Here is a 22,861-nt window from a genome sequence, read left to right as displayed (position 1 = left end):
TGCCTCCTGAAGGCGAAAAAATGCGTGCGTGACTCGGGCAGGGAGAAGCCCGGTTCTGCCGCACCAAGGAGGCTGATAATGACCACAGTGGACAGCAAATGACCCTATGATGTCCGCCGAACGAGTGGAAATTTACCCCCGCGCGGGGGAAACCGTTCAGGTAACTGAACCGTTTTCCGCCTTTTCCCAGACACCCGACACGAGGCCGGTAAAACCCCTTACTGGGTGGCATACAACGTGATCCGCAGCCCTGGCGGCCCGGTTGAGATGGTTGAAGTTTTTCCGACTTCGCTCGCCCGGATTCCCGGTCGAGGTTGCGCTTCTTGCAACGTACGGGGTCCAGCCGGGCGCGGCTCGACCACGGGAATTTCCCGAACACCGACCTGCACTATCCGGCTTGCGCGCGCCGGCACCGGACCGTCCACAGCAGACTGGACTGGAGTCCGGAATTGTCAGTGAATGGCACCTGGATACCCGACCGGATGGCGCGCCCATCCCCCGAGATGGGCGCACGGCCGGAAACTCTCACTTCTTCGACGGGAAGATTACGCGGTTCCACCCGAGCAGGTGACGCCTGTTCGATGACGGCATCGCTCTTAAGCCACCGCCCGACGCAGCGGCATCGTGTTCCAATGAACGGGAACCACGGTTTGCATAACCTGCCGAAGCAGTGATGTTCGGTCGCCTGCACAGTGGATTTCCCAGAGCGTCGCCTCGCCTGCCAATCCGGTTTGCACCGAACTATCAAAGCTGTCAACACGCTCTACCAGCGGCTGGTCTCAGCCGACAGCCTGCTCGGCGAGGGCCGACGTTCCACGCAGGGGGCCCGGAGTCGCGGTGCGCCTGCGCCCCGCCGCGGCAAGCGGTCCGCTGGATGGCCAGCAAGCGGCTGAACCTGGCTGGGCGACGTCGGGATCGATTGCTCGACGGGCGGCCGACGATGCTCACGGACCGCCACCGCACCCTGTGCGACACCCCTGTCCGACACCCCTGTGCGGCCCCGGGGCAGAAGGTGCAGCCGGTGCCGACGCTGTTCAGGGGCAGGCGTCGATAAGGCTCACCTGGTGGCGAAAGGCGGCTTCCTGTTCAAGGCCCCGGACGGGTCCGCGGAACGGATTGGGCCTTGCTCATGCGCAGGATCAAGGCGACCGCGTCCTCCGAGAGGGCTGCTGGATTCAGCACTTCATGGAGGAGCAGGCCACGAATCGCGGCAACGGTGACGGTGGCCAAAGTCAGCGCTTCCTCGCCGTCGAGCCCTTCGCGTTCCGCGAGCGAGGCCAGCATCTTGGTCAGGTCGTCGAGCGAGTCGATGAACTCACGGAAGTCCTCTGGGCGGTACGCGGCCAGTCCTACCACGTGAAAGAAGCCACGGACACGCGACAGTTGCTCCGGGCGGGTGTAGGTCCGCCAGATCGCCGCGACTAGGTCGTCGAAGGTGCCCTGCCGGGCAACCTTGAAAAGCGCCTCGTTGTCACGTGATCGCTGCGCCTTGAGCATGGCCGCCAAGACGCCCGGGAGCGATCCGAAGTGGTATCTCAGGAGGGCATGGCTGGTCCCGGCCCGGGCGGCTATCTCACGAAGCGACACCTCCGGCGCGGGAAGGGCCTCGCCGAAGGCGTCGAGGAGCCGAGCCAGGAGACGTTCGCGTGCGTCGCCGTGGCGTTCCGCGCTTGACAAGATCACTCCCACAGTTTATCCATTGGAAAAGAAGCTGGCTTGCCCACCCATGGTCGCAGTCGGCGCCAGTGGAGGGAACGACTCGTGAAACCGTGGCAAGTGGTCGGCGCGACGGTCGCCGACGGATCGGGCCGCGACCCGGTCGACGTCGATGTCAGCATCGAGGACGGGCACATCACCCAGGTCGGCGCCTCGAGCGCACGCGGCGATCGCCTCGACGCCGTCGGCCTGACGATGACGCCCGGCCTGATCGACGCGCATGTCCACCTGGGCTTGTCGAGCCTGATCCAGCCGCAGTTCTCGTTTCAGATCAGTGCCGCTGAGATCGCCGCGGACATTTTCGCCACGGCCGGCGCGACGCTCGATGCCGGCTTCACAACCGTTCGAGACACCGGCGGGATCGACGGCGGTGTCGTCACCACGATCGCGAAGGGCAAGGTCAGGGGACCGCGCGTTCTGTCGTGCGGACCTGTCCAATGTCAGATAGGCGGACACGGCTACTACGGGGCCGACTGGGAACCCACCGAGCTGTGGAGCAGCCATCACATTCCGGGGCTGTGCGCACTGTCCATGATGTCGGGCAACGCGAACGAGCTGCGCGCCAACGTGCGAGAGGCTTTCCGTCGCGGAGCCTCCTTCCTGAAGCTCTGTGTGACCGGCGGAGTGGTTGGCGCCCATGACCTGCTGACCGACACCCAGTTCACCGTGGAAGAGATCGCCGTCGCTGTTCAGGAAGCCGCAGCGCGGGGCACTTACGTGACTGTTCACGCCCACAACAACGAAGGCATCCGGAACGCGGTCGAGGCCGGGGTGCGTTGCGTCGAGCACGGCACCGACCTCGATGCGTCCACGGCCACCCTGATGGCCACTCGCGGGGTTGCCCTGGTGCCCACGTTCGCTGTCGTCGAACAACTGCTGCGTGACACCGCTGGAGCCGGCCTCGGCGAATCGACCCGCGATCGCGTGATGGGTGTTCGTGAGCGGATGACCGAGGCAGTCGCTGTCGCCAAGGAAGCCGGAGTGCGGATCGGGCTGGGTTCCGATCTCATCGGTCCGGCTCAGGACCGCCGAGGCGAGGAGCTCAGCCTGCGCGCGAAGCTCGAAACACCGATGGAAGCTCTCGTCGCGGCCACCAAGACCAACGCCGAGATCCTCGGCCTGTCCGGCCAAGTCGGTGTCATCGCACCCGGCGCGCAGGCAGACCTCGTGCTCTGGAACGGCAACCCGCTCGAAGACCCGGAACTGTTCGCCGACCCCGCCAACGCCGTCCTCGTTATCCAGGCCGGCCGAATTGTGAAGGACCTCCGATGAGCACTATGTGGCAGGGCTGCCTGGCCGACACCGACTACTTCGAGATGCGTTCCAGCGGCGGACACGACTACGGCGTCTGGGTCACCACGCCACCGGGCTACGACCCCGCCACGACGCAAGTGCCTGCCGTGTATGTGCTCGACGGCAACTGGGCGTTGGGCATGACGGCTCCGCTCATCGTCACCCAGCGGGACCCGATGCAGAAGATCGAGCCCTACCTGCAAGTCAGCGTCGGCTATGCGGGCGAGGAAGCACAGCACTGGGATCGGCTGCGCAACAGGGACCTCGTGCCGCCCGGCGAGCCCATCGCCAAGGAGCTCGTCGATGCTGTGGAGCTGGGGTTTCGAACGGGCGCGAGGACCCGCGAAGAATCCGACGCCTACCTCGCCGAATTACGCGACACCCATGCCGACGCGTTCCTGAGCTTCCTTACCGCGGAACTGCACCCGCGGATCGAACGCGACTACGGCACAGCCACCAGCGGTCACGGCCTCTTCGGCTACTCCTACGGCGGACTCTTCAGTCTCTACACCTGGCTCACCGGCTGCACGCTCTTCGAGAGCATCGGAGCGGGCAGCCCCGGCGTCGCCGGTGAAGACAGCCAGATCTTCGCCCAGCTCCAAAAACTGGGCGACAGCCGGCATGCCGCCAAACTGCATGTGACCCTCAACGAGCGAGAGCTGCTCGGAGACCTGCCCATCTACCAAAACCTCACGAAAAACACGGCCGCCGTCCTGCACCGCCTCATCTCCCGCGGCGAAGCCGTCACCAGCGCGGTCCTGCGCGAAACGCACGTGACCGGCTTGCAGGCTTCGTTCCTCAGCTATCTCAGGACCTGCCGTGCCCGGTAAGCGCGAACGCCGCAGGTCTGTGGAATCGCCGCACGGGCCGGTGCGAACTGGTCGTTCGGCGACGAGACGGTACCGGCGGGGAAACGGTGCGGCTCGCTGCGAGCCCCGAGAGTCGTGACCGGCGGGCCGAATCGGCGACGGCAGTCGAATGCGCCGACCCCTACGAGCCGCTGTACACAGGTCCTGGCGAGGACAACGATCGCCTTCTGCACACCGCACGGGGCACTCCATGCCCCTGGGAACCGGCTTGAGTGCCTACTAACAGACGTTCGGCGCGGGGGCTGGTACCGGACTAGACAATCCAGCGGCGTCGTGCAGGCGACGAGCAGCGCCGCCCCGATCGCGCCGGGTCCAGGCAAGCAGTGCCCAGCCAGACAGTGGCGAGAGAACCACGATGGCCAGCAGTACCAGCACCATCGTTATGCTGGCACGACCCTGAGCGCGAATTCGATCCGGGAAGCCAAGGCCAGCACGGCATCCGCGCGAAGCGTCCAGCCGCGCGGGGCGGCGCGGTGCAGCGTGCGGACGAGCAGAATCGCGCCCTGCGGCAGCGGCTCGATGGCCAGCAGCCGGTCCACGTTCCAAGTCTGCCCATAGGTGACGCCGGGCACGCTGATGCTCATCTTCTGGGTCCCGGCCGTCGTGGAGGCCAGCAAGTTGGCCTCACGCACCAGATCCCCGTCCGCGTTCAACAGGTCCGCGACCGCCGGCTCCCCTTCGAATGGCGAGAAGCTGGTGCTGCGGCGCGCGCCCAACGCGGCCCGGACCGGACGCGGCAAGCGCAGGGGCACCGCGTAAAGCAATTGACCCAGGCCAAGAGCCCGGCGAACCGCCGTGCGGCCGCTCATGATGGCGGCGCGCAGCTCGAACGGCCGTGGCGTCTGGGAGTCGAGGTAGACGAAACCCTCCGTCGGCGCCGGCATTCCGCTGAACCGCTCGCGCGGCGGCAACAGGCTCCCAGCCGGGACCCCGTCGCTGTCCGGCGACAACGTCATCGTCGAGGGCGGGCAGGGCAGGCCGAGCTCGGTCCCGAGTACCCGGGCGATGTCGGCGGTCACCTCAGCAGGGGCGGCGCGTCGGCCGGACCACAGGGCAGCAGGCATCTCAATCTCGCTTTCGGCGGAGCCCAACCAGGCTCATCTAGTGGCCGAACGTCACACGGCTGGGGATCAGACGTGGCCGGTGGTGGCTTGCAGTTGCTGAAGGCGCGTGGACGCAGCGTGGAGTTCGGCCTGGAACCGCCCTGGGCGCACCTGGGTGAGCTGGTGCCAGCTGTTGACCGACGCCTGGGCCTGGGCAAGCGCTTCCGCCTGCTGCCCCTGCTGGGCCAGCGCGTCCCGGCCGTAGTCGTACTGCTGAGCTTGGCGCAGCAACGCCTGCGAGTGGTCCTCGACCGGTGCCGGGGCGGATGCCTCGGCCTTGGCGACCTTCCGCTTCCGGACCGCGATGCTGATGCCGCTCACGGCCGCGAGCAGCAGCGCGACGAGAATCGGCCGAAGCAGGATGTGCAACAGATCCATGGCTTTCCCTCTCCACTGGCTTGGTTCACATCGAAAGCTAGTGACGCCAGATGAGGTTTCGATGACACGCGCTTACGACCGCTACCCCGGCAAAGCGAAAACCGACGCGCGAGACGCGTTCATCGCAGACGCACCCCGCTCGCTGCGCCGGATCAACGTCGGCGACGGCACCCTGGTCGAACTGGACGTGCCGGTCGGGTTCAACGACGACCTCGCTGCGGAAGCGATCCGGGCCAGCAACCGCATCAGCGGCCTGCTCACCGGCATCCAGCCTGCCCTCGAACGCGCCATCGGTCCGCGCATCGCCCATCCGGCGTGCTAGAAATCCTGTCTCGCTGCGGCGGACCGGGCGGAATCCGCAAAGCCGGTCGGCGCGAGCCCACCGCGATCGCCGCAGCGCACGCACTCCGCACAGGCAGCCAACTGGTCGACGCGATCCTCGCGTTGGCCGAGCAAACAGTCACCGTCCCGGGCGCCGCGGCAGCCCAGCCGTTCCCGTCCTCGTACGTGCCCCCGACGGGACTCGAACCCGCACTGAATCGATTTTAAGTCGACTGCCTCTGCCGATTGGGCTACGGGGGCGCACCTACCCTAGCGGACCGCTCCGTCACCCCCGGAAACGACAAAGCCGGGCCGTCCCGCGGGGGACGGCCCGGCTCGGCCGGAAAACTCAGCCCTTGCTGACCCGGTCGAACTCGGCCTTCGGGTTGTTGATCTGGCCCAGCGAGATGACCTCGCGGCGGAACAGCCCGCCGAGCATCCAGTCGAACAGGATGCGGGTCTTGCGGTTCCAGGTCGGCATCGCCTTGAGGTGGTAGGCGCGGTGGAACAGCCAGGCCGGGAAGCCCTTGATCTTGAGGTTCAGCGCGTCCGCGACGCCCTTGTGCAGGCCGAGGCCGGCGACCGCGCCCAGGTTCTTGTGGTAGTAGTCCTTCGGCTGGCCGCCGCGGATCACCTTGATGATGTTCTTCGCCAGCAGACGGGCCTGGCGGACCGCGTGCTGGGCGTTCGGCGGGCAGGTGGCCGTCGGGTCCTGCTCGGTGCGGGCCAGGTCCGGCACGGCCGCGTTGTCGCCCGCGGTCCAGACATCCGGGTGGCCGACGACCTGCATCGCCGCGGTGGCTTCGACCCGGCCCCGCTTGTCCAGCGGGAGGTCCGAGTTGGCGAGCACCGGGTTGGCTTTGACGCCCGCGGTCCAGATGATCGTGTCGGTGTCGAACTCGGTGCCGTCCGACAGCACCACGTGGCCGTTCTCGAACGACTTCGCCGCGGTCGACAGGTACACCTCGATGCCGCGCTTCTCCAGCTGCTGCACGGTGTACACGCCCAGCGTTTCGCGGACCTCGGGCAGGATGCGCCCGGCCGCCTCGACCATCACCCAGCGGATGTCGCTCGGCTTGATGTTCGGGTAGTAGTTCTCCACCGCGAACCGGGTCATGTCCTCGAGCTCGGCGAGCGCCTCGACGCCCGCGAAGCCGCCGCCGACGACGGTGAAGGTGAGCAGCCGCTTGCGCAGCTCCGGGTCGAGCGTGCTGGCCGCCTCGTCCAGCTTGGTCATGATGTGGTTGCGCAGGTAGATCGCTTCGCCGATGGTCTTGAAGGCGATGCCTTCCTCGACCAGGCCGGGGATCGGCAGGATCCGCGCGACGGCGCCGAGCGCGACCACGAGCACGTCGTAGTTCAGCGTCTCGATGTGGCCGTCGGCGGCCTCGACCGTGACGGCCTTGCGGTCGTTCTCGATCTTGGTGACGCGCGCGGTCAGCACGTGGCAGCGCTTCAGCACGCGGCGCAGCGGCACGACCACGTGCCGCGGCTCGATGGCGCCGGCCGCTGCCTCGGGCAGGAACGGCGCATAGGTCATATGCGGCTGCGGGTCAACGACGGTCACGGAGGCCTCGTTGGCACGCAGCATCTTCTGAAGCCCGTACGCGGTGTACAGGCCGACGTATCCACCACCCAGGACGAGGATCCGAGTCGGTTCCGACTTCGCAGCAGCCATGCACCTATAGTCGCACCTCCGACGCTGCTCCGCTCGGGTACCCCGTCCCTCTGTGACCAGCGTCGCCACGCAGGATGTCACGATTCAGATGAGCCCCGCCGCAGTCGCCGCGGCGGTGAACACGGCGGCCACCATGGGGTGCGTCACACGGCCGGTCTGGACATTGCGCGGCGACACGTGGTAGCAGCCGAACACCGCGAGATCGCCGAACTTGACGACCGCGCCGTGCGCGAACGCCGGACGCGGCGCGGGAACCGGCCAGCCAGCTGCGGAAAGGACCGGCAGCAGGGCCTGCCAGCCGAACGCGCCGAGCACCACCACCGCGCGCAGCGTGGGGCGCAGCAGCTCCAGTTCTTCGGCCAGCCAGTGCCGGCAGGTGTTCCGCTCAACGGGCGTCGGCCGGTTGTCCGGCGGGGCGCAGCGGACCGGCGAGACGAGCCGGGTGCCGCGCAGCTCCAGGCCGTCGCCGATCGCGGTCGACGTCGGCTGCGAGGCGAGACCCACGTCGAACAACACCCGGAAGAGGAAGTCGCCGGACGGGTCGCCGGTGAACATCCGGCCGGTGCGGTTGGCGCCGTGCGCGGACGGGGCGAGACCCACGACGGCGAGCGCGGCGTCCTCCGCGCCGAAGCCGGGTACCGGGCGCGCCCAGTACCGCTGGCCGGCGAAGGCCGCCTTCGTCCCGGCGACGCTCTCGCGCCATGCGACCAGCCGGGGGCACGCGCGGCACTCGACCAGAGCGGCGTCGAGCTCGGCGAACGTGCGCATCCCGCCAATGTAGCTGTCACCTGCTGGCGACCGCCCGAACGAGCTAGGTTGGGGCCATGGCCGACACCACCGCGGAAGACACCGCCGAGAAGCCCAAGGACGAGGAGACGAAGGCTCCGGAGCCGACCGACGACCTCGTGACGACACAGCACACGCTGACCGTCAAGCGCCGCAAGCTCGCCTACACCGCCCAGACCGGGCGGGTCGTGCTGCGCGAGGAGGTCAAGAAGGACGGCAAGTCCGAGGGGTACAAGCCCAAGGCCGAGGTCTTCCTGACCGCCTACACCCTGGACGACGCGGATCCGGGCACCCGGCCGGTCACGTTCGCGTTCAACGGCGGTCCCGGTTCGTCGAGCATCTGGCTGCACCTGGGGCTGCTCGGCCCGCGCCGGGTGCTGTCCGGCGACGTGGACGACCTGGTGCCGCCGCCGTACGGGCTGGCCGACAACCCGGAGAGCCTGCTCGTGCACAGCGACCTGGTCTTCATCGACCCGGTCGGCACCGGCTACTCGCGAGTGCCCGAGGGCGGTGAGGCCCAGCCCTACACCGGGTTCCAGGGCGACCTCGAGTCGGTCGCGGAGATCATCCGGCTGTGGGTTTCGCGCAACGAGCGCTGGCTGTCACCGAAGTTCGTGGCCGGCGAGTCGTACGGCACGCTGCGCGCGGCCGCGCTGGCCGGGCACCTGCAGGAGCGATACGGGCTGTACCTCAACGGGCTGCTCCTCATCTCGTCCGTCCTGGACCTGGGCACGCTGCGCTTCCACGAAGGCAACGACCTGCCGTACTCGCTGTTCGTGCCCACCTACGCGGCGATCGCGCACTACCACGGCCGGCACGGCGACCGGCCGCTCGACGACGTGCTCGCCGACGCCGAGGACTTCGCCTCGAAGGACCTGCCGTGGGCGCTGTCCCGCGGTGCCCGGCTGTCCACTCAGGACCGCACCGAGGCCGTGCAGACGCTAGCGTCGCTCACCGGGCTCAGCGAGTCCTACGTGGACCGGGTGAACCTGCGGATCGAGCACGTCCGGTTCTTCACCGAACTGCTGCGCGAGGAGGGCAAGACGGTCGGCCGGATGGACGGCCGGTTCACCACCTGGGAGCCGGACGGCGGCCGCGAGCACATGAGCGACGACCCGGCGGTGTCCCGGATCATCGGAGCCTACGCGGCGGCGTTCAACCACTACGTGCGCTCCGAACTCGGCTACCAGAACGACCTGCCGTACGAGATCCTGTCGCACGAAGTGAACAAGGCGTGGTCGTACAAGGACTTCGAGGGCCGCTCGGTGTCCGTTGTGGACACGCTGAGCTCGGCCATGCGGGCGAACCCGCATCTGCAGGTGCACGTCGCTTTCGGGCACTACGACGGCGCGACCGCGTACTTCGCCTCCGAGCACGTGCTGGCGCAGCTGAAGATTCCCGAGGAGCTGCGGGAGAACATCGACACCGCGTACTACGCGGCCGGGCACATGATGTACGTACACGAGCCGTCGCGGCTGCAGCAGTCGAAGGACCTTGGCAAGTTCGTCAAGAAGGCGTCCAACCGCTGATTCGCCGGCTGGCTGTGGGCGTCGGACCGGCGCTCACAGCCAGTCGTGTTCCCGCGCGTAGCGCGCGGCTTCGTGCCGGGTCCGGGTCTGCGTCTTCTGCATCGCGTTCGACAGGTAGTTGCGCACCGTTCCCTCGGCCAGGTGCAGCTGTGCCGCGATGTCGGCGACCGAGTACCCCTCGCGCGTCGCGCGCAGCACGTCGACCTCCCGCGCCGTCAACGGGCAGTCGTCCACCACGGCGAGCGCCGAGACGTCCGGGTCGATCCAGCGTTTGCCCTCGTCCAGGGTCCGGATCACCGTCGCGATGTGCGCCGGCTCGGCGGACTTGCTGACGAATCCCTGCACGCCCAGCTTCAGCGCCCTGCGCAGCACGCCGGGACGCGCGTGCCGGGTCAGCATCAGGATCACCTGCTCCGGCCGCTCCCGCCGGATCCGCGCGACCGCGCCCAGTCCGTCGACAGTGGGCATCTCCAGGTCGATCACCAGCACGTCCGGCCGATGCGCCACGGCGGCCCGCACCGCCTGCTCGCCGTCGGCTGCCTCGGCCAGCACGGTGATCTCGCCCTCCAGCGGCAGCAACGCGGCCATCGCCTTGCGCAGCAGGGCTTCGTCGTCCGCCAGCACCACCGTGGTCATCTCGCGTCCTCCCCGAACACCGCCGCCGTCACAAAGCGGCCGTCCCTCCGCTCCACCGTCAATTCTCCGCCCTGATCGGCCAGCCGGCTGCCCAACGCGGACAGTCCGCTCAGGGCCGGCGCACCGTCGTCGGAAGCACCGTCGTTGACGATGCTGATCCCGGTCCCGGTCAGCATGATCCGCACCTGCCGCGCCTCGGCGTGGCGCAGGATGTTCGTGGTGGTCTCGCGCAGCACCTGGCCGAGCAGCTCGCCCATCTCGGAGTCGACCTCGGCGAACCGGTCCACCCGCACGTGGATGCCAGCGGCTTCGAAGAGGTTCTTCGCGTTCTCCAGTTCGGCGGACAGGTTGAGCCGCCGTTTGGCGTAGGCGAGTTCCTTGGTCTGCACGATGGTGTCGCCGACCAGTGCGTGCACCTCGCGCAGTTCCTCCTGCGCCCGGCCGGGATCGGTGGGCAGCAACTTCTCCGCGAGCGCGACCTTCAGCTTCACCACGTGCAGCGTGTGCCCCTGGATGTCGTGCAGCTCGCTGGCGAACCGGGCCCGTTCCCGGACGACTGCCAGCTCGGCTTCCTTCTCCCGCGACTGTTCCAGCTCCGCGACCAGGTCGTAGAACTTCTGGCTGGCGAACATGAACACGGTTGAGACGGCCGCACCGACCGCTGGGTAGAGCACGTACGTCACCAGCCGATGGCCGAGGTGATCGTGGTACACGAGCAGATTCGTCGCGCCGAGCAGGCCGATCAGCACGGCGAGGCCGACCAGGGCGGCGAGCCGGTGCCGCAGCATCGGCGGGATGAGGAACGACCCGACCATCGCCAGCCCGTAGAACGCCGAGCCGTTGTCGGCCAGCGCACCGCCGAGCCAGACGAACGCGGTGAGCACGAGGCATGGACGCGCGACGCGAATGAAGTCGCCAGCTGTCCAGCGTTCCGCGGTCGCGACGGTCGCCAACAGCCCGACGACCTGCAGGACGACCTGCCACCAGGTATGCGCGGTGAAAACGACCAGGAGAAGCCCGACGAGCACGAGCGGCGGCATCACCGTGATCAGGTTGAGCCGCCGCAGCCGAGCCTGGACCGCGGTGTCGGCCCAGCTGCTCCGGCGGGCCCACCGCGAGCGGATCTCGATCATGGCGCTCCCGCTTCGACAGCTTCGACCAGGCGATTCGACCCCCAGCATGCCTCAGCGGCGGAAGGCCCACCAGTGACGCGGTGTCATGTCTTCGGCTGACGTGGCCGCACTACTCGCCGGTCTCGAAGCCCGCTGGAATCGAAGCCATGACCCCAGTCATCGAAGTCGACCGCCTGAACCTCACCTACGGCGATTTCCAGGCCGTGCGCGACCTGTCGTTCCAGGTCGGACGCGGCGAGCTGTACGCGCTGCTCGGCACCAACGGCGCCGGCAAGACCTCGACCCTGGAAACCGTCGAGGGACACCGAGCCCCCAGCTCCGGCACCGTCCGAGTGTTCGGAAAGGATCCGCGCGACCGCCGGGCGGTGCGCCCGCGGATGGGAATCATGCTGCAGGAGAGCGGGTTCTCGCCGGACCTGACGGTGCGCGAATCCATCCGGCTGATCGGGAGCCTGACCGAGCGCACCGACAACGTCGAGCGGCTGCTCGGCATCACCGACCTCACCCGCAAGGCGACCACCCGGGTTTCGCAGCTGTCCGGCGGCGAGAAGCGCCGGCTGGACTTCGCGACCGCGGTCTATGGAACACCCGATCTGGTCTTCCTCGACGAACCCACCACCGGCCTGGACATCCAGTCCCGCGACGCGCTGTGGAACGCGGTGGACCGGCTCCGCGAAGACGGCACGACCATCGTGCTCACCACGCACTACCTCGAGGAGGCCCAGCAGCGCGCCGACCGGATCGGACTGATGCATCGCGGCACGTTTCACCGCGAGGGCACCGTCTCCGAACTGACCCGGACGCTGCCCGCGACTGTCCGCTTCGGACTTCCGCCGCACGCGCCCGCTCCGCCGCTGCAGGCGACCCGCGAGGAGGACGGCCGGTTCCTCATCGAGACCTTCGGCCTGCAGAAAGACCTGCACACCCTGCTCGGCTGGGCACAAGACAGCGCGGTCGAGCTGATCGACCTCGAAGCCGGGCCGACCCGGCTCGACGACGTCTTCCGAGCCATCGGCACCGCGTAACCCATCCCGCGAAAGGCTTGCCATGCTTACCCTCGCCCGCGCCGAGCTGATCCAGCTTTTCCGGAACCGGCTCGTACTGGTCACCTCGGTGCTCCTGCCCGCCGCTTTCAGCGCGTTCTTCGTCGCCAAGCACGAACTCTTCGCCAAGATCGGCAGTCTCGGCTACCTCGCCGCGCTGACCCTGTTCTTCATCACCGCGATCGGGCTGTACACGACCACCGTCACCACACTCGCGGCGCGGCGGCAGAATCTCTTCCTCAAACGGCTCCGCTCCACCGCGGCCGGAGACCGCGGCATCCTGGCCGGTCTGCTGCTGCCAGTCACCGCGATCGCCGCGGCGCAGGTGGCGATCATCCTGATCGTGCTCGGCGCGGTCACCGGCCCGCCGAAGAACCCGGTACTGCTGGTGGTCGCGGTCGTCGCGACGGTGGTGATGATGCTGGCGCTCGGTCTCGCCACGGCCGGCCTGACCAACTCGCCGGAGCACGCCCAGGTGACCACGCTGCCGATCACGGTCGCGGTACTGGCGGTGGCGAGCTGGGTCGGAATCACCGGTACCGACCAGCTTCCAGTGCTGAAACGACTGCTTCCGGGTGGCGCTTCTACTGAACTCGTAATGAACGCGTGGAACGGCCGAGGTTCGCTCACCGACTCGCTGGTCCTGTTCGGGCCGATCGCGGCCTGGCTGGTGCTGAGCATCGCGATGGCCGCCCGGCTGTTCCGCTGGGAGCCGCGCCGCTGACGTCCCTCCGGCGGTGGTGCCGCCGGCCGCGCACCCGGTAAGAAGGATCGGATGCCCTTGTCCGCAGGAGAAAGGGAACCGTCCATGAAGTACCGCACGATCGGCGCCTCTCCGGAGACCCGCCGCGAGGTCAGCGCCCTTTGCCTCGGCGCGATGACCTTCGGCACCATGGTGGACGAGGCGACCTCGTTCGCCGTCCTGGACCGGTTCGTCGAATCCGGCGGCACCTTCATCGACACCGCCGACAACTACGCGTGGTGGGCGGAAGGAACACAGGGCGGCGAAAGCGAGCAACTGCTCGGCCGGTGGCGCAAAAGCCGGGGAATCGGCGACGAAGTCGTCATCGCGACCAAGATCGGCGCCCGGCCGCGCGTCCCCGGCGGCGGCTTCTCCGACCCGGACGGGCTGTCCGCCAAGACGATCCGGGAATCGGCGGACCGCAGTCGCGAGAACCTCGGGGTGGACCGGCTCGATCTGCTGTACGCGCACATCGAGGACACCGCGACGCCGCTGGAGGAAACCGTGGCAGCGTTCGGCGAACTGGTTTCCGAGGGCACGGTCGGGCTGCTCGGCGCGAGCAACCACTGGACGTGGCGAGTCGAGCGGGCGCGCAACCTGGCCGCCGCGGCCGGGATTCCTGGCTACGAAGTCCTGCAGTACCACCACAGTTACCTGCGGCCGCGCACCGATCTGCCGAGCCGCCGCGCCAAAGACGGGAACCAGGGCGTCGCGAGCGGCGAGGTGCTCAGCTACCTGCGCGACCAGCCGGGCACCGCGCTCGTGGCGTACTCGGCACTGCTCGGCGGCGCGTACGTGCGGGAAGACCGCCACCTCGACCCCGATTTCGCGCATCCGGGCACCGACGCCCGGCTCACTGCCTTGCGCACGGTCGCGACGGAAACTGGCGCGAGCGCGAACCAGGTCGTGCTCAGCTGGATGATCGGCCACGAACTGCCGATGTTCCCGCTCGTCGGCGCTTCCTCGGTGGCACAGCTGGAAGACAGCCTGGCCGGCGTCGCGCTCGAGCTTTCCCCCGCCCACCGGGCCCGGCTGAACGCTGCGCGGTAGCCCCTGCTCCGTCCGTGAAGGGCCCCTTACCGGAAGCTAAGTCTCTCAAGGGGCCCTTCACGGACTACTTGGCGGTTACGGCACTACCGAGGTGGCTTCCGCGAAGTGACAAGCCGACAGATGCCCGTCCGTGCGCGCCTCCAGCTTCGGCGCCTCGGTCGCGCAGATGTCGGCGGCCTTCCAGCACCGGGTCCGGAACCGGCAGCCCGACGGCGGGTCGATCGGACTGGGCACGTCGCCTTCCAGCCGGATCACCTGCCGCTGCCCGCGCACCCGCGGATCCGCCACCGGCACCGCGGAAAGCAGCGCCTGGGTGTAGGGATGAGAAGGCCGCTCGTAAATCTCGTCCTCGGTGCCGATCTCGACGATCTTGCCGAGGTACATCACCGCGACCCGGCCGGACAGGTGCCGCACCACCGAAAGGTCGTGCGCGATGAAGACATAGGACAGTCCGAACTCGCCCTGCAGCTCGCCGAGCAGATTCATCACCTGCGCCTGGATCGAGACATCCAACGCGGACACCGGCTCGTCGCAGATGATCACCTTGGGCCGCAACGCCAGCGCCCGCGCGATGCCGATCCGCTGGCGCTGCCCGCCGGAGAACTGGTGCGGGTACCGGTTGAGGTGCTCGGGGTTGAGCCCGACCACCTCCAGCAGCTCCTGCACCTTCTTCGGCCGCGAACCCTTCGGCGCGGTGTCGGGGTGGATTTCGAACGGCTCGCCGACGATGTCGCCGACGGTCATCCGAGGGTTCAGCGACGTGTACGGGTCCTGCAGGACGATCTGGATCTCCCGGCGCATCCGCCGCAGCTCCGCACCGCGCAGCTTGAACAGGTCGCGGCCTTCGAAGGTCGCGCTGCCGCTCGTCGGCTCCTCCAGGCGCATGAGCACCTGGGCGAGCGTCGACTTGCCGCAACCGGATTCACCGACCACACCGAGCGTTTCGCCCGGCTGCAGATCGAAGGACACGCCGTCGACTGCCTTTACCTGTCCAATGGTCCGCTTGAACAGCACGCCCTGGCGCACCGGGAAATGCTTCACCAGGTCGCGCACGCTGAGAATCGGCTCACCCACGGGTCTCCACCACCTCTTCGGCGAAGTGACACGCACTGACCCGGCCGAAGCCCAGGGCGTGCGAGGACGGCCGCTCGTCCCGGCAGCGCTGCTCTGCCCGCTTGCAGCGCGGGTGGAACGGGCAGCCGGACGGGATGTCCAGCAGGCTCGGCGGCAGGCCCTTGATGGTTTCCAGCGTCTGCCCCTTGAGGTCCAGCCGGGGCAGCGAATCCATCAGCGCGGCGGTGTAGGGATGCCCTGGCGACCGGAACAGCTCGTGCACGTCGGCCTGCTCCACGATCCGCCCGGCGTACATCACCGCGATCCGGTCCGCGACCTCGGCGACCACGCCGAGGTCGTGGGTGATCAGGATGAGCCCCATCTGCCGTTCCCGCTGAATTTCCCCCAGCAGGTCCATGATCTGCGCCTGCACGGTCACGTCCAGCGCGGTGGTCGGCTCGTCCGCGATCAGCAGATCCGGGTCGAGCGCGAGCGACATCGCGATCATCGCGCGCTGCCGCATTCCGCCGGAGAACTGGTGCGGATAGTCCTTCACCCGCCGCTGCGCGGCCGGGATCCGGACCAGGTCGAGCAGTTCGACCGCTCGATTCCGAGCATCCTTTTTGGACATCCCCTGCCGGACGCGCAGCTGCTCCTCGATCTGGAACCCGACCGTGAAAACCGGGTTCAGCGCGGAAAGCGCATCCTGGAAGATCATCGCGATCTCCGCACCTCGCACCTCCCGGCGCCGTTCCGGCGACGCGGTCAGCAGGTCCTCGCCCCGGTAGCGGATCGCCCCGTTCGTGATCACCCCCGGCGGCATGTCGAGGATGCCCATGATGGTCTGCGCGGTGACACTCTTGCCGGATCCGGATTCGCCCAGCACGGCGAGGGTTTCCCCGGCATGCACCGAATAGCCGACGCCGTTGAGCACGTTGGCCACGCCGTCGGAGGTCCGGAACTCCACGTGCAGGTCTTCGACCTCCAGCAGCAGCTCGTTCGCCGCCGCCGGACCGGACCCAGTGGACGCTGTGGACATTGCGGCTACCTCGACTTCGGGTCGAGCGCGTCGCGGATCCCGTCGCCGAGCATCACGAACGCGAGCACGGTGACGGTGACGAACGCACCGGGGAACAGGAGCATGTGCGGGACCGCGCGGAAGTAGTCGCGCGAGTCGCTGATCATGACGCCCCACGACACCACCGGCGGCCGCACCCCGATGCCGAGATAGGCCAGCGTGGCCTCGGCGCCGATGGCCGCGCCGAGCGCGATCGTGGCGTACACCAGCACCGGCGCGATCGTGTTCGGCAGCAGGTGCCGGAACACGATCCGCGGCGTGCTCGCGCCGAGCGCGCGGGCTGCCTTGACGTAGTCCAGCTGCTTGGCCACCAGCGTCGCGGACCGCATGATGCGCATCGCCACCGGCCAGGTCAGCACCGCGATCGAGCACACCACCTGGACGATGATGGTGACCTGCCCGGGGTTCGACCCGGGCGCGTTGAACGTGGTGAGGATGACGATCGCGCCGAGCACGAACGGCAGACCGGCGAAGATGTCGCCGAGCCGGGACAGCAGGCTGTCAATGATCCGGCCGTAGTAGCCGGCGATGATGCCGACGAGCGATCCGAAAAGGACGGTCAGCACGGTGGCGAAAACGCCGACCAGCAACGAGGCGCGCGCCCCGTAGATGGTCCGCGCGTAGACGTCGTAACCCTGGTTGTCGTAGCCGAACCAGGCGTCCGCGGACGGCCCTTCGTTCGCGTGCGCAAGGTCGCTGTAACCGGCGTCGCGGTGCGAGAACAGTCCCGGCGCGATGGCGATCAGCACCACCAGCAGGATGATCACCGCGGAAATCACGAACGCCGGCTTGCGGCGCAGCTGGCGCCACGCGTCGCCCCAGAGACTGCGCGGTTTCTTCGGACCGGCGTCGGCGGAGCTGTCCACATGCGACAACTGGGCCGCGTCGACTCCCCCGCCGCCGACGAGATTCGGGTCAGTCATAACGGATCCTCGGGTCGAGAACGGCATAGAGCAAGTCCACCAGCAGGCTCATCAGCAGGTACACCATCACGAGCAGCACGACGACGCCGACGACGGTCGCGCTTTCCCGGTTCTGGATGCCCCGGAAGATCAGCCCGCCCAGACCGTTGATGTTGAACACGCCCTCGGTCACGATCGCCCCGCCCATCAGCGAACCGAGGTCGGTGCCGAGGAAGGTCAGCACCGGGATCACCGAGTTGCGCAGCAGATGGATGCCGATGACGCGGCTGTTGGGCTGCCCCTTGGCGATGGCGGTGCGAATGTAGTCGGCGTGCCGGTTCTCCGCGATCGACGTTCTCGTCAGCCTCGCGACGTAAGCCATCGAGAGGCTGCCGAGCGCGATGCCCGGCACGATCAGCTCGCCGAAGCTCGGATCGTCCGAAACGCTGGCGTCGATGATGCCCAGGTTCACGCCGAGCACGATCTGCAGCACGATCGCGGTGACGAACACCGGAAGCGAGATCAGGAACGTGGTCGAGACCAGCACCAGGTTGTCGAGGAAACCCTTGCCGCGCAAGCCGGTCAGTACGCCGGCACTCAGGCCGATGACCGCCTCGATGAGCACCGCGACGATCGCGAGGCGCAGCGTGATCGGGTAGGAGGTGGAGATCAGCTCGCCGACCGAGGAGCCGTTGAACGTCTCGCCCCAGTCGCCGCTGAACAGGCTCCCGAGGTATTTGAAGTACTGGACGAACAGGTTGTCGTTGAGGTGGAACTTCTCGGTCATCAAGTCGATATAGGCCTGCGGGCAGGCTTGCTGACCGCATTTGCCGGAGAACGGGTCCCCGGGCACGGCCCACACCAGTGCGTAGATCAGGAAGGTGGTGCCGAAGAACACCGGGATCAACTGGAGCAGGCGGCGCAGGACGTAGCGAATCATGCGTGGTTCCTAGCAGTGCGCGCCGGGCTCGTGAGTGTTCGCGCCGGTCGGAACCAGCGCGAACACTCACGAGCCGCGTAGTGGGAACGGACGGTTCAGCGCGTCACTTCTTGGTGACCTCGACCGACGAGTAGTCCGCGCGCCGGCGGAAGTCGAGGACCACCGTCTTGGCGTGCTTGGACTTCGCCGCGACCCCCTTCTCGTCCCACACCGGGATCGAGGGCAGGTCCTTCGCGATCAGGTCCTCCGCCTGCTGGTACAGCTTCAGCGCGGCGTCCTTGTCCGCGGTCGAGTCGGCCTGCTTCAGCAGCGCGTCCACCTGCGGGTTGGAGTACGTCGAGTCGTTCGACGAGGCCCCGGTGCGGTAGATCGGGTTGAGGAAGTCCTCGATCGACGGGTAGTCCGCCGACCAGTCCGAACGGCCCATCCCGGTCAGCTTGTGGCCGGTCACGATGCTGCGCCACTGGCCGAAGTCGGTCGCCGGGACGAAGTCGCACTCCACACCCAGCGTGTTCTTGATGCTGTTGCAGGCGGCGACCAGCGGTTCCTTGCGTCCGCCGTCGGCGTTCGAGGCGATGGTCAGCTTGCCGTGGAAACCGGACTTGGCGAAAAGTTCCTTCGCCTTCGCCGGGTCGAACTTGCAGTACTCGCCGCAGACGCCCGGGCGGTAGCCCTGGATGCCCTGCGAGACGTAGCCGTCGGCCGGGACGTAGGTGTCGTGCATGACCGTCTTGGTGATCTGGTCGCGGTCGATCGCCATCGAGATCGCCCGGCGCAGGTCCAGGTTGTTGTAGCCCTGCACGTAGTACGGGACCGCGATCGTGCTGATGCCCAGCAGATGCCCGGTGACCACGTTGTCCTTGAGGTCGGTCTTGTACTTGTCCGCGGTGAGCGCGGACGGCGGGAGCGTCTCGATGAAGTCGAGCTTGTTGCTCAGCAGGTCCTGGTAGGCGGTTTCCTGGCTGGCGTAGATCTTGACGTCCAGATCCTTGAACTTGACCTTGTCCGAGCCCTGGTAGTCGTCGAAGCGGGTCAGCTTGATGTCGACGTTCGGCGTGCGGCTGACGAACTTCATCGGGCCGTTGCCGATCGGATGCTTCGCGAAGGCCGCGGGGTCCTTGAAGAAGGAGTCCGGCAGCGGCGCGAACGCCGTGTAGCCGATCTTGGTGGCGAACACGGAGAACGGCGCGTTCAGGGTGACCTGGAACTCGTAGTCGCCCTTGACGACCAGGCCGGACATCTTGTCCGTGGTCGGCTTCGCCGTCTTGTCGTCCGGGTGCACGTCGGAGTAACCCTGGATGTTCTCGAAGAACGTGCTGTTGATCTGCCCGTTCGGGGAGTAGGCGCCGTAGTTCCAGGCGTCGACGAAGTTCTTCGCCTTGACCTCGGTGCCGTCGTGGAACTTCCAGCCGTGCTTGATCTTGATGTCGTAGACCTTGGAATCGGTCGTGGTGATCGAGTCCGCCATCATGTTGTACGGCTCGCCGGTCGCGCCCTTGTAGGCGACGAGCTCCGAGAACATCGGGTCGACGGCCTTGGTGCCGCCCAGCTCGTTGGTGTTCGTGGGGATCAGCGTGTTCTGCGGCTCGGTGCCGTACACGGTGAAGGTCCCGTTCGGGTCGACTTCGCCCGACGCGCCGCTGCTGGATCCGCCGCCCCCACAGGCAGTCAGGACGAGTGACAAGGTTGTCACGACCGCGGCCACGCCCCAGAGCCTGGATGAACCCCGCATGTCCCCTCCGTTTCTCGCGTCCGAATAGCGAGATGGAGGCTAGCGTGATCGGCGCTTGGTAACGGACTCCTCGGGTTGCAAAAGAATGACAACACAGTCCGTCACCCGGTCAGCCCACAACGAACAGCGGTTGATCACTGAACGTGATCTTGGTAACGGTGTGGGCAGACCGGTGCCGGGACGATCGCGGAGCGTTCGCGACGGTTCAGGCCAACGACAAAGCGATCCCGTCCAGGATGTCGTGCTCGCTGACGACCAACTGGTCCGGACCACCACGGGCGGCGAGCTCCTCGGCGAGCGCCTGGACGACGACCGCGCCGCCGCCGATCACGTCCACCCGTCCGGGGTGGATGACCGGGTTCGCGGCCCGGGTCGCGCGGTCGGCCGCGAGCAGCTCGCCGGCCAGCCGGTCGATGTCGCCGTGGGTGAGCTTCGACAGGTGCACCCGCTCCGAGTCGTACTCGGGCAGGCCGAGCGCGACGGCTGACAACGTGGTCACCGTGCCCGCGACGCCGATCCACGTGCGTGCCTTCGCGACGTCCACGACGTCGAACGCTTGGTCGAGGATTCGCTTGGCCAGTTCGCGGGCCTCGGCGATCTCGCCGGCGGTCGGCGGGTCGCCCTTGAGCGCGCGTTCGGTGATCCGGACGCAGCCGATGTCGACCGACTTGGCGGCGATGACCTCGGCCTCACGTCCGTTCCAGGTGCCGAGCACGAGTTCGGTGGAGCCGCCGCCGACGTCGACCACCACGAACGGCCCGTCCTCGGGGTCCTGGTCGCCAACTGCGCCGGTGAAGGACAGCCGGGCTTCCTCGTCCCCGCTGATCACTTCGGCCTCGACGCCGAGCGTCTCGCGGGTCATCGCGAAGAACTCGTCGCGGTTGCTGGCGTCGCGGGTCGCCGACGTGGCGACCATGCGCACCTTCTCGACGCCCTTGCGCCGCGCCGCGATCGTGTAGTCGGCGAGCGCGACCCGGGTGCGTTCGATCGCTTCCGGCGCGAGCCGGCCGGTGGCGTCGACGCCCTGGCCGAGCCGCACGATGCGCATCTCGCGGTGCAGGTCGCGCAGATCGACCGTGCCGTCGTGGCGCGGCGTCAGCTCGGCGACGAGCAGGCGGATGGAGTTGGTCCCACAGTCGATCGCAGCTACCCGAGGCATGGCCCCGACTTTACTGGGTCCGCGGCCGCCGCGCGCCGCGCCATAGGGAGCCCCTATACCCCTGCCCGGGAATTTCGTCTTTGCTTTTCGTTTCGCCGCGAACCTACCGTGGCGGAGTTCCCGTTTCCCCGGAAAGGAATCAGTGGCATGGCCACAATCAATCCCACGACTTCCAACCTCGCCGAATTCGCCGGAAAAAGGGCGTTGGTCACCGGCGGCTCCCGAGGAATCGGGGCGGCAATCGTCCGTCAATTGCTGGACGCCGGAGCTTCGGTGCTCACCACCGCCCGCTCCGCCGACGCCAAGGCACCCGATGGCGCGGCTTTCGTCCAGGCCGACGTCCGCACCGGCACCGAGGCGCTGGCCGCCGACGCACAGCGCATTCTCGGCGGGGTAGACCTTCTGGTCCACAACGCTGGCGGGGCCCGCCCGCACTCCGGCGCGCTGGCCATTCCGGACGACGAATGGCGCGACGCCCTGGACCTGAACTTGCTGGCCGCGGTCCGGCTGGACGCCCTGCTCGCGCCCGCCATGCGCGACCGCGGCTCGGGCGCGATCGTGCACATTTCCTCGGCGGCGCTCCGCCCGCCAGTCCCGCCGTTCCTGCACTACGTCGCGGCGAAGACCGCCCTGGAGGCATACAGCAAGGGCCTGGCCGCCGAACTGGCTCCAGCGGGCATCCGCGTCAACGCCGTGTCCCCGGGCCGCACGACCACCCCCGGCGGCGTCGCGACCCGCGACCAGTGGACCGCGCTGGCCCCCGCGGTCGGCGGCGACGTCCCCAACGTCCCGCTGGGCCGCGACGGCGAGCCGGACGACATCGCCAACGCAGTGCTGTTTCTGCTGTCCGATCAAGCAAGCTGGCTGACCGGAAGCACGCTGGTCGTAGACGGCGGCGAATTCACCCGATGAACCTGACGGGAAAGAACGCGGTCATTACCGGCGGCAGCACCGGAATGGGTTTCGCCACCGCGCAATTATTTGTCGAACGCGGCGCGCGAGTGGTGATCACCGGCCGTTCGCAAGCCCGATTGGATTCCGCACTGGCCCGGTTGGGGCCGCGGGCCGCCGCGATCCGGGGAGACGTGGCGTCATTGGCGGATCTGGACGCACTGGCCGCCGCGGTAACGGACCCGATCGACGCATTGTTCGTCAACGCCGGGATCGTGCACACGGCACCGCTCGAGTCGATGACCGAAGAGCTGTACGACGACCTGTTCGCCGTCAACGTAAAGGGCGCGTACTTCACGGTGCAGAAGCTGGCCCCGCGGCTGCGTCCGGGAGCCGGGGTCGTGCTGACCACCTCGACGGCGAACGTCATGGGCATGCCCGCGATCAGCGCTTATGCCGCGGGCAAGGCCGCGTTGCGTTCGATGGCCCGGACGCTCTCCGCGGAACTCCTGCCGCGCGGGGTTCGCGTCAACGCGATCAGCCCCGGCCCGATCGACACGGAGATCCTGGCAGCCGGGATGCCGGCGGACGCCGCGGCCCAGTTCAAGGCAGACCGCGCTGCGGAGAACCCGATGGGCAGGCTGGGAACGCCGGAGGAAATCGCACGGGCGGTGGCGTTCCTGGCGTTCGAGGGGACTTACGCGACCGGGATCGAGCTGGTCGTGGACGGAGGCGTCACGCAGCTGTGAGGGTTGGGGTGGCTGGCGGTCCAGCCGGAGCGGCGGGCCGGGGTGGACGGTGGCCGAGCCGGAGCGACGGGTTGGCTGGG

22 protein-coding genes, 1 tRNA gene and 1 pseudogene are annotated in these 22,861 nt (G+C 68.0%); 10 read left to right on the top strand and 14 right to left on the bottom strand.

Going from position 1 to position 22,861, the window contains the following annotated elements:
• Positions 1-1,086: 1,086 nt before the first annotated feature.
• Positions 1,087-1,497 (bottom strand): hypothetical protein, encoded by a 411-nt coding sequence (locus AMYBE_RS0138820; protein ID WP_245573443.1) that lies wholly within the window; start codon positions 1,495-1,497, stop codon positions 1,087-1,089.
• A 48-nt stretch (positions 1,498-1,545) separates the two neighbouring features.
• On the opposite strand from AMYBE_RS0138820, the gene AMYBE_RS46815 reads away from it, so the two are divergent.
• The 3 genes from AMYBE_RS46815 to AMYBE_RS0138810 all read left to right on the top strand — a co-directional run bounded on the left by AMYBE_RS46815 (position 1,546) and on the right by AMYBE_RS0138810 (position 3,839).
• Positions 1,546-1,674, top strand: coding sequence for a hypothetical protein (locus tag AMYBE_RS46815; RefSeq protein ID WP_342663925.1), 129 nt, complete (start codon positions 1,546-1,548; stop codon positions 1,672-1,674).
• A gap of 87 nt (positions 1,675-1,761) precedes the next feature.
• Positions 1,762-2,988 carry a metal-dependent hydrolase family protein gene (locus AMYBE_RS0138815; RefSeq protein ID WP_020664798.1) on the top strand — a complete coding sequence of 409 codons (1,227 nt, stop codon included), beginning with the start codon at positions 1,762-1,764 and terminating at the stop codon, positions 2,986-2,988.
• Positions 2,985-3,839, top strand: a complete 855-nt coding sequence (locus AMYBE_RS0138810) for an alpha/beta hydrolase (RefSeq protein WP_027928476.1) — start codon at positions 2,985-2,987, stop codon at positions 3,837-3,839. The genes AMYBE_RS0138815 and AMYBE_RS0138810 overlap by 4 nt, the downstream gene beginning before the upstream one ends.
• Before the next feature lie 419 nt (positions 3,840-4,258).
• Here AMYBE_RS0138810 and AMYBE_RS0138805 read toward each other — a convergent pair whose 3' ends face one another.
• Positions 4,259-4,897, bottom strand: coding sequence for a hypothetical protein (locus AMYBE_RS0138805; protein WP_020664796.1), 639 nt, complete (start codon positions 4,895-4,897; stop codon positions 4,259-4,261).
• Positions 4,898-5,008: 111 nt separating this feature from the next.
• A complete protein-coding gene (locus tag AMYBE_RS43075; RefSeq protein ID WP_020664795.1) occupies positions 5,009-5,359 on the bottom strand; it encodes a hypothetical protein in 351 nt (116 codons plus the stop codon).
• Between the two features lie 67 nt (positions 5,360-5,426).
• On the opposite strand from AMYBE_RS43075, the pseudogene AMYBE_RS44505 reads away from it, so the two are divergent.
• Positions 5,427-5,848 (top strand): annotated as a pseudogene (locus AMYBE_RS44505) (IS110 family transposase); the annotation flags it as partial.
• A gap of 19 nt (positions 5,849-5,867) precedes the next feature.
• On the opposite strand, the gene AMYBE_RS0138790 reads toward AMYBE_RS44505, so the two are convergent.
• From AMYBE_RS0138790 to AMYBE_RS0138780, 3 genes are all read right to left on the bottom strand, one after another.
• Positions 5,868-5,941, bottom strand: a tRNA-Leu gene (locus AMYBE_RS0138790).
• 88 nt (positions 5,942-6,029) lie between these two features.
• Positions 6,030-7,358: an NAD(P)/FAD-dependent oxidoreductase gene (locus AMYBE_RS0138785; RefSeq protein ID WP_020664793.1), complete on the bottom strand. Its 1,329-nt coding sequence runs from the start codon at positions 7,356-7,358 to the stop codon at positions 6,030-6,032.
• 84 nt (positions 7,359-7,442) lie between these two features.
• The gene (locus tag AMYBE_RS0138780) at positions 7,443-8,126 is read right to left on the bottom strand and encodes a uracil-DNA glycosylase (protein ID WP_020664792.1); all 684 of its coding nucleotides are present in this window, start codon (positions 8,124-8,126) and stop codon (positions 7,443-7,445) included.
• 56 nt (positions 8,127-8,182) lie between these two features.
• On the opposite strand from AMYBE_RS0138780, the gene AMYBE_RS0138775 reads away from it, so the two are divergent.
• Entirely contained in the window at positions 8,183-9,673 is a 1,491-nt protein-coding gene (locus AMYBE_RS0138775; protein WP_020664791.1) for a S10 family peptidase, read from the top strand.
• 33 nt (positions 9,674-9,706) lie between these two features.
• On the opposite strand, the gene AMYBE_RS0138770 is transcribed toward AMYBE_RS0138775, so the two are convergent.
• Positions 9,707-10,309 (bottom strand): response regulator transcription factor, encoded by a 603-nt coding sequence (locus tag AMYBE_RS0138770; RefSeq protein WP_020664790.1) that lies wholly within the window; start codon positions 10,307-10,309, stop codon positions 9,707-9,709.
• Positions 10,306-11,442, bottom strand: a complete 1,137-nt coding sequence (locus tag AMYBE_RS0138765) for a sensor histidine kinase (RefSeq protein WP_020664789.1) — start codon at positions 11,440-11,442, stop codon at positions 10,306-10,308. Before AMYBE_RS0138765 ends, AMYBE_RS0138770 begins: the two co-directional genes overlap by 4 nt.
• Positions 11,443-11,588: 146 nt before the next feature.
• On the opposite strand from AMYBE_RS0138765, the gene AMYBE_RS0138760 reads away from it, so the two are divergent.
• The 3 genes from AMYBE_RS0138760 to AMYBE_RS0138750 all read left to right on the top strand — a co-directional run bounded on the left by AMYBE_RS0138760 (position 11,589) and on the right by AMYBE_RS0138750 (position 14,277).
• Positions 11,589-12,467: an ABC transporter ATP-binding protein gene (locus AMYBE_RS0138760; RefSeq protein WP_020664788.1), complete on the top strand. Its 879-nt coding sequence runs from the start codon at positions 11,589-11,591 to the stop codon at positions 12,465-12,467.
• A gap of 22 nt (positions 12,468-12,489) precedes the next feature.
• Positions 12,490-13,209, top strand: coding sequence for an ABC transporter permease (locus AMYBE_RS0138755; RefSeq protein ID WP_020664787.1), 720 nt, complete (start codon positions 12,490-12,492; stop codon positions 13,207-13,209).
• Between the two features lie 84 nt (positions 13,210-13,293).
• Positions 13,294-14,277 (top strand): aldo/keto reductase, encoded by a 984-nt coding sequence (locus AMYBE_RS0138750; RefSeq protein WP_020664786.1) that lies wholly within the window; start codon positions 13,294-13,296, stop codon positions 14,275-14,277.
• A gap of 75 nt (positions 14,278-14,352) precedes the next feature.
• Here the strand turns inward: AMYBE_RS0138750 and AMYBE_RS0138745 are convergent, their stop codons facing one another.
• The 6 genes from AMYBE_RS0138745 to AMYBE_RS0138720 all read right to left on the bottom strand — a co-directional run bounded on the left by AMYBE_RS0138745 (position 14,353) and on the right by AMYBE_RS0138720 (position 21,141).
• Complete coding sequence (locus AMYBE_RS0138745; RefSeq protein WP_020664785.1) at positions 14,353-15,351, bottom strand: ABC transporter ATP-binding protein; 999 nt, start codon at positions 15,349-15,351, stop codon at positions 14,353-14,355.
• Positions 15,344-16,369 (bottom strand): ABC transporter ATP-binding protein, encoded by a 1,026-nt coding sequence (locus tag AMYBE_RS0138740; protein ID WP_020664784.1) that lies wholly within the window; start codon positions 16,367-16,369, stop codon positions 15,344-15,346. The genes AMYBE_RS0138745 and AMYBE_RS0138740 overlap by 8 nt, the downstream gene beginning before the upstream one ends.
• Positions 16,370-16,374: 5 nt before the next feature.
• A complete protein-coding gene (locus AMYBE_RS0138735; RefSeq protein WP_020664783.1) occupies positions 16,375-17,331 on the bottom strand; it encodes an ABC transporter permease in 957 nt (318 codons plus the stop codon).
• Positions 17,324-18,250 (bottom strand): ABC transporter permease, encoded by a 927-nt coding sequence (locus tag AMYBE_RS0138730; protein WP_020664782.1) that lies wholly within the window; start codon positions 18,248-18,250, stop codon positions 17,324-17,326. The genes AMYBE_RS0138735 and AMYBE_RS0138730 overlap by 8 nt, the downstream gene beginning before the upstream one ends.
• A 103-nt stretch (positions 18,251-18,353) precedes the next feature.
• Positions 18,354-19,982 (bottom strand): peptide ABC transporter substrate-binding protein, encoded by a 1,629-nt coding sequence (locus tag AMYBE_RS0138725; protein WP_027928472.1) that lies wholly within the window; start codon positions 19,980-19,982, stop codon positions 18,354-18,356.
• Between the two features lie 205 nt (positions 19,983-20,187).
• Positions 20,188-21,141: a Ppx/GppA phosphatase family protein gene (locus AMYBE_RS0138720; RefSeq protein WP_020664780.1), complete on the bottom strand. Its 954-nt coding sequence runs from the start codon at positions 21,139-21,141 to the stop codon at positions 20,188-20,190.
• A 147-nt stretch (positions 21,142-21,288) separates the two neighbouring features.
• On the opposite strand from AMYBE_RS0138720, the gene AMYBE_RS0138715 reads away from it, so the two are divergent.
• Positions 21,289-22,053 carry an oxidoreductase gene (locus AMYBE_RS0138715; RefSeq protein WP_020664779.1) on the top strand — a complete coding sequence of 255 codons (765 nt, stop codon included), beginning with the start codon at positions 21,289-21,291 and terminating at the stop codon, positions 22,051-22,053.
• On the top strand, positions 22,050-22,781 hold the full coding sequence (locus AMYBE_RS0138710) for an SDR family oxidoreductase (RefSeq protein WP_020664778.1): 732 nt from the start codon (positions 22,050-22,052) through the stop codon (positions 22,779-22,781). Before AMYBE_RS0138715 ends, AMYBE_RS0138710 begins: the two co-directional genes overlap by 4 nt.
• Positions 22,782-22,861 lie beyond the last annotated feature (80 nt).

The sequence above is a fragment of the Amycolatopsis benzoatilytica AK 16/65 genome (assembly GCF_000383915.1).
In the GTDB taxonomy this organism is placed as follows: Bacteria; Actinomycetota; Actinomycetes; order Mycobacteriales; family Pseudonocardiaceae; genus Amycolatopsis; species Amycolatopsis benzoatilytica.
Note: the sequence above shows the minus strand (reverse complement) of the source record. Positions and strands in the feature narration are given on the sequence as shown.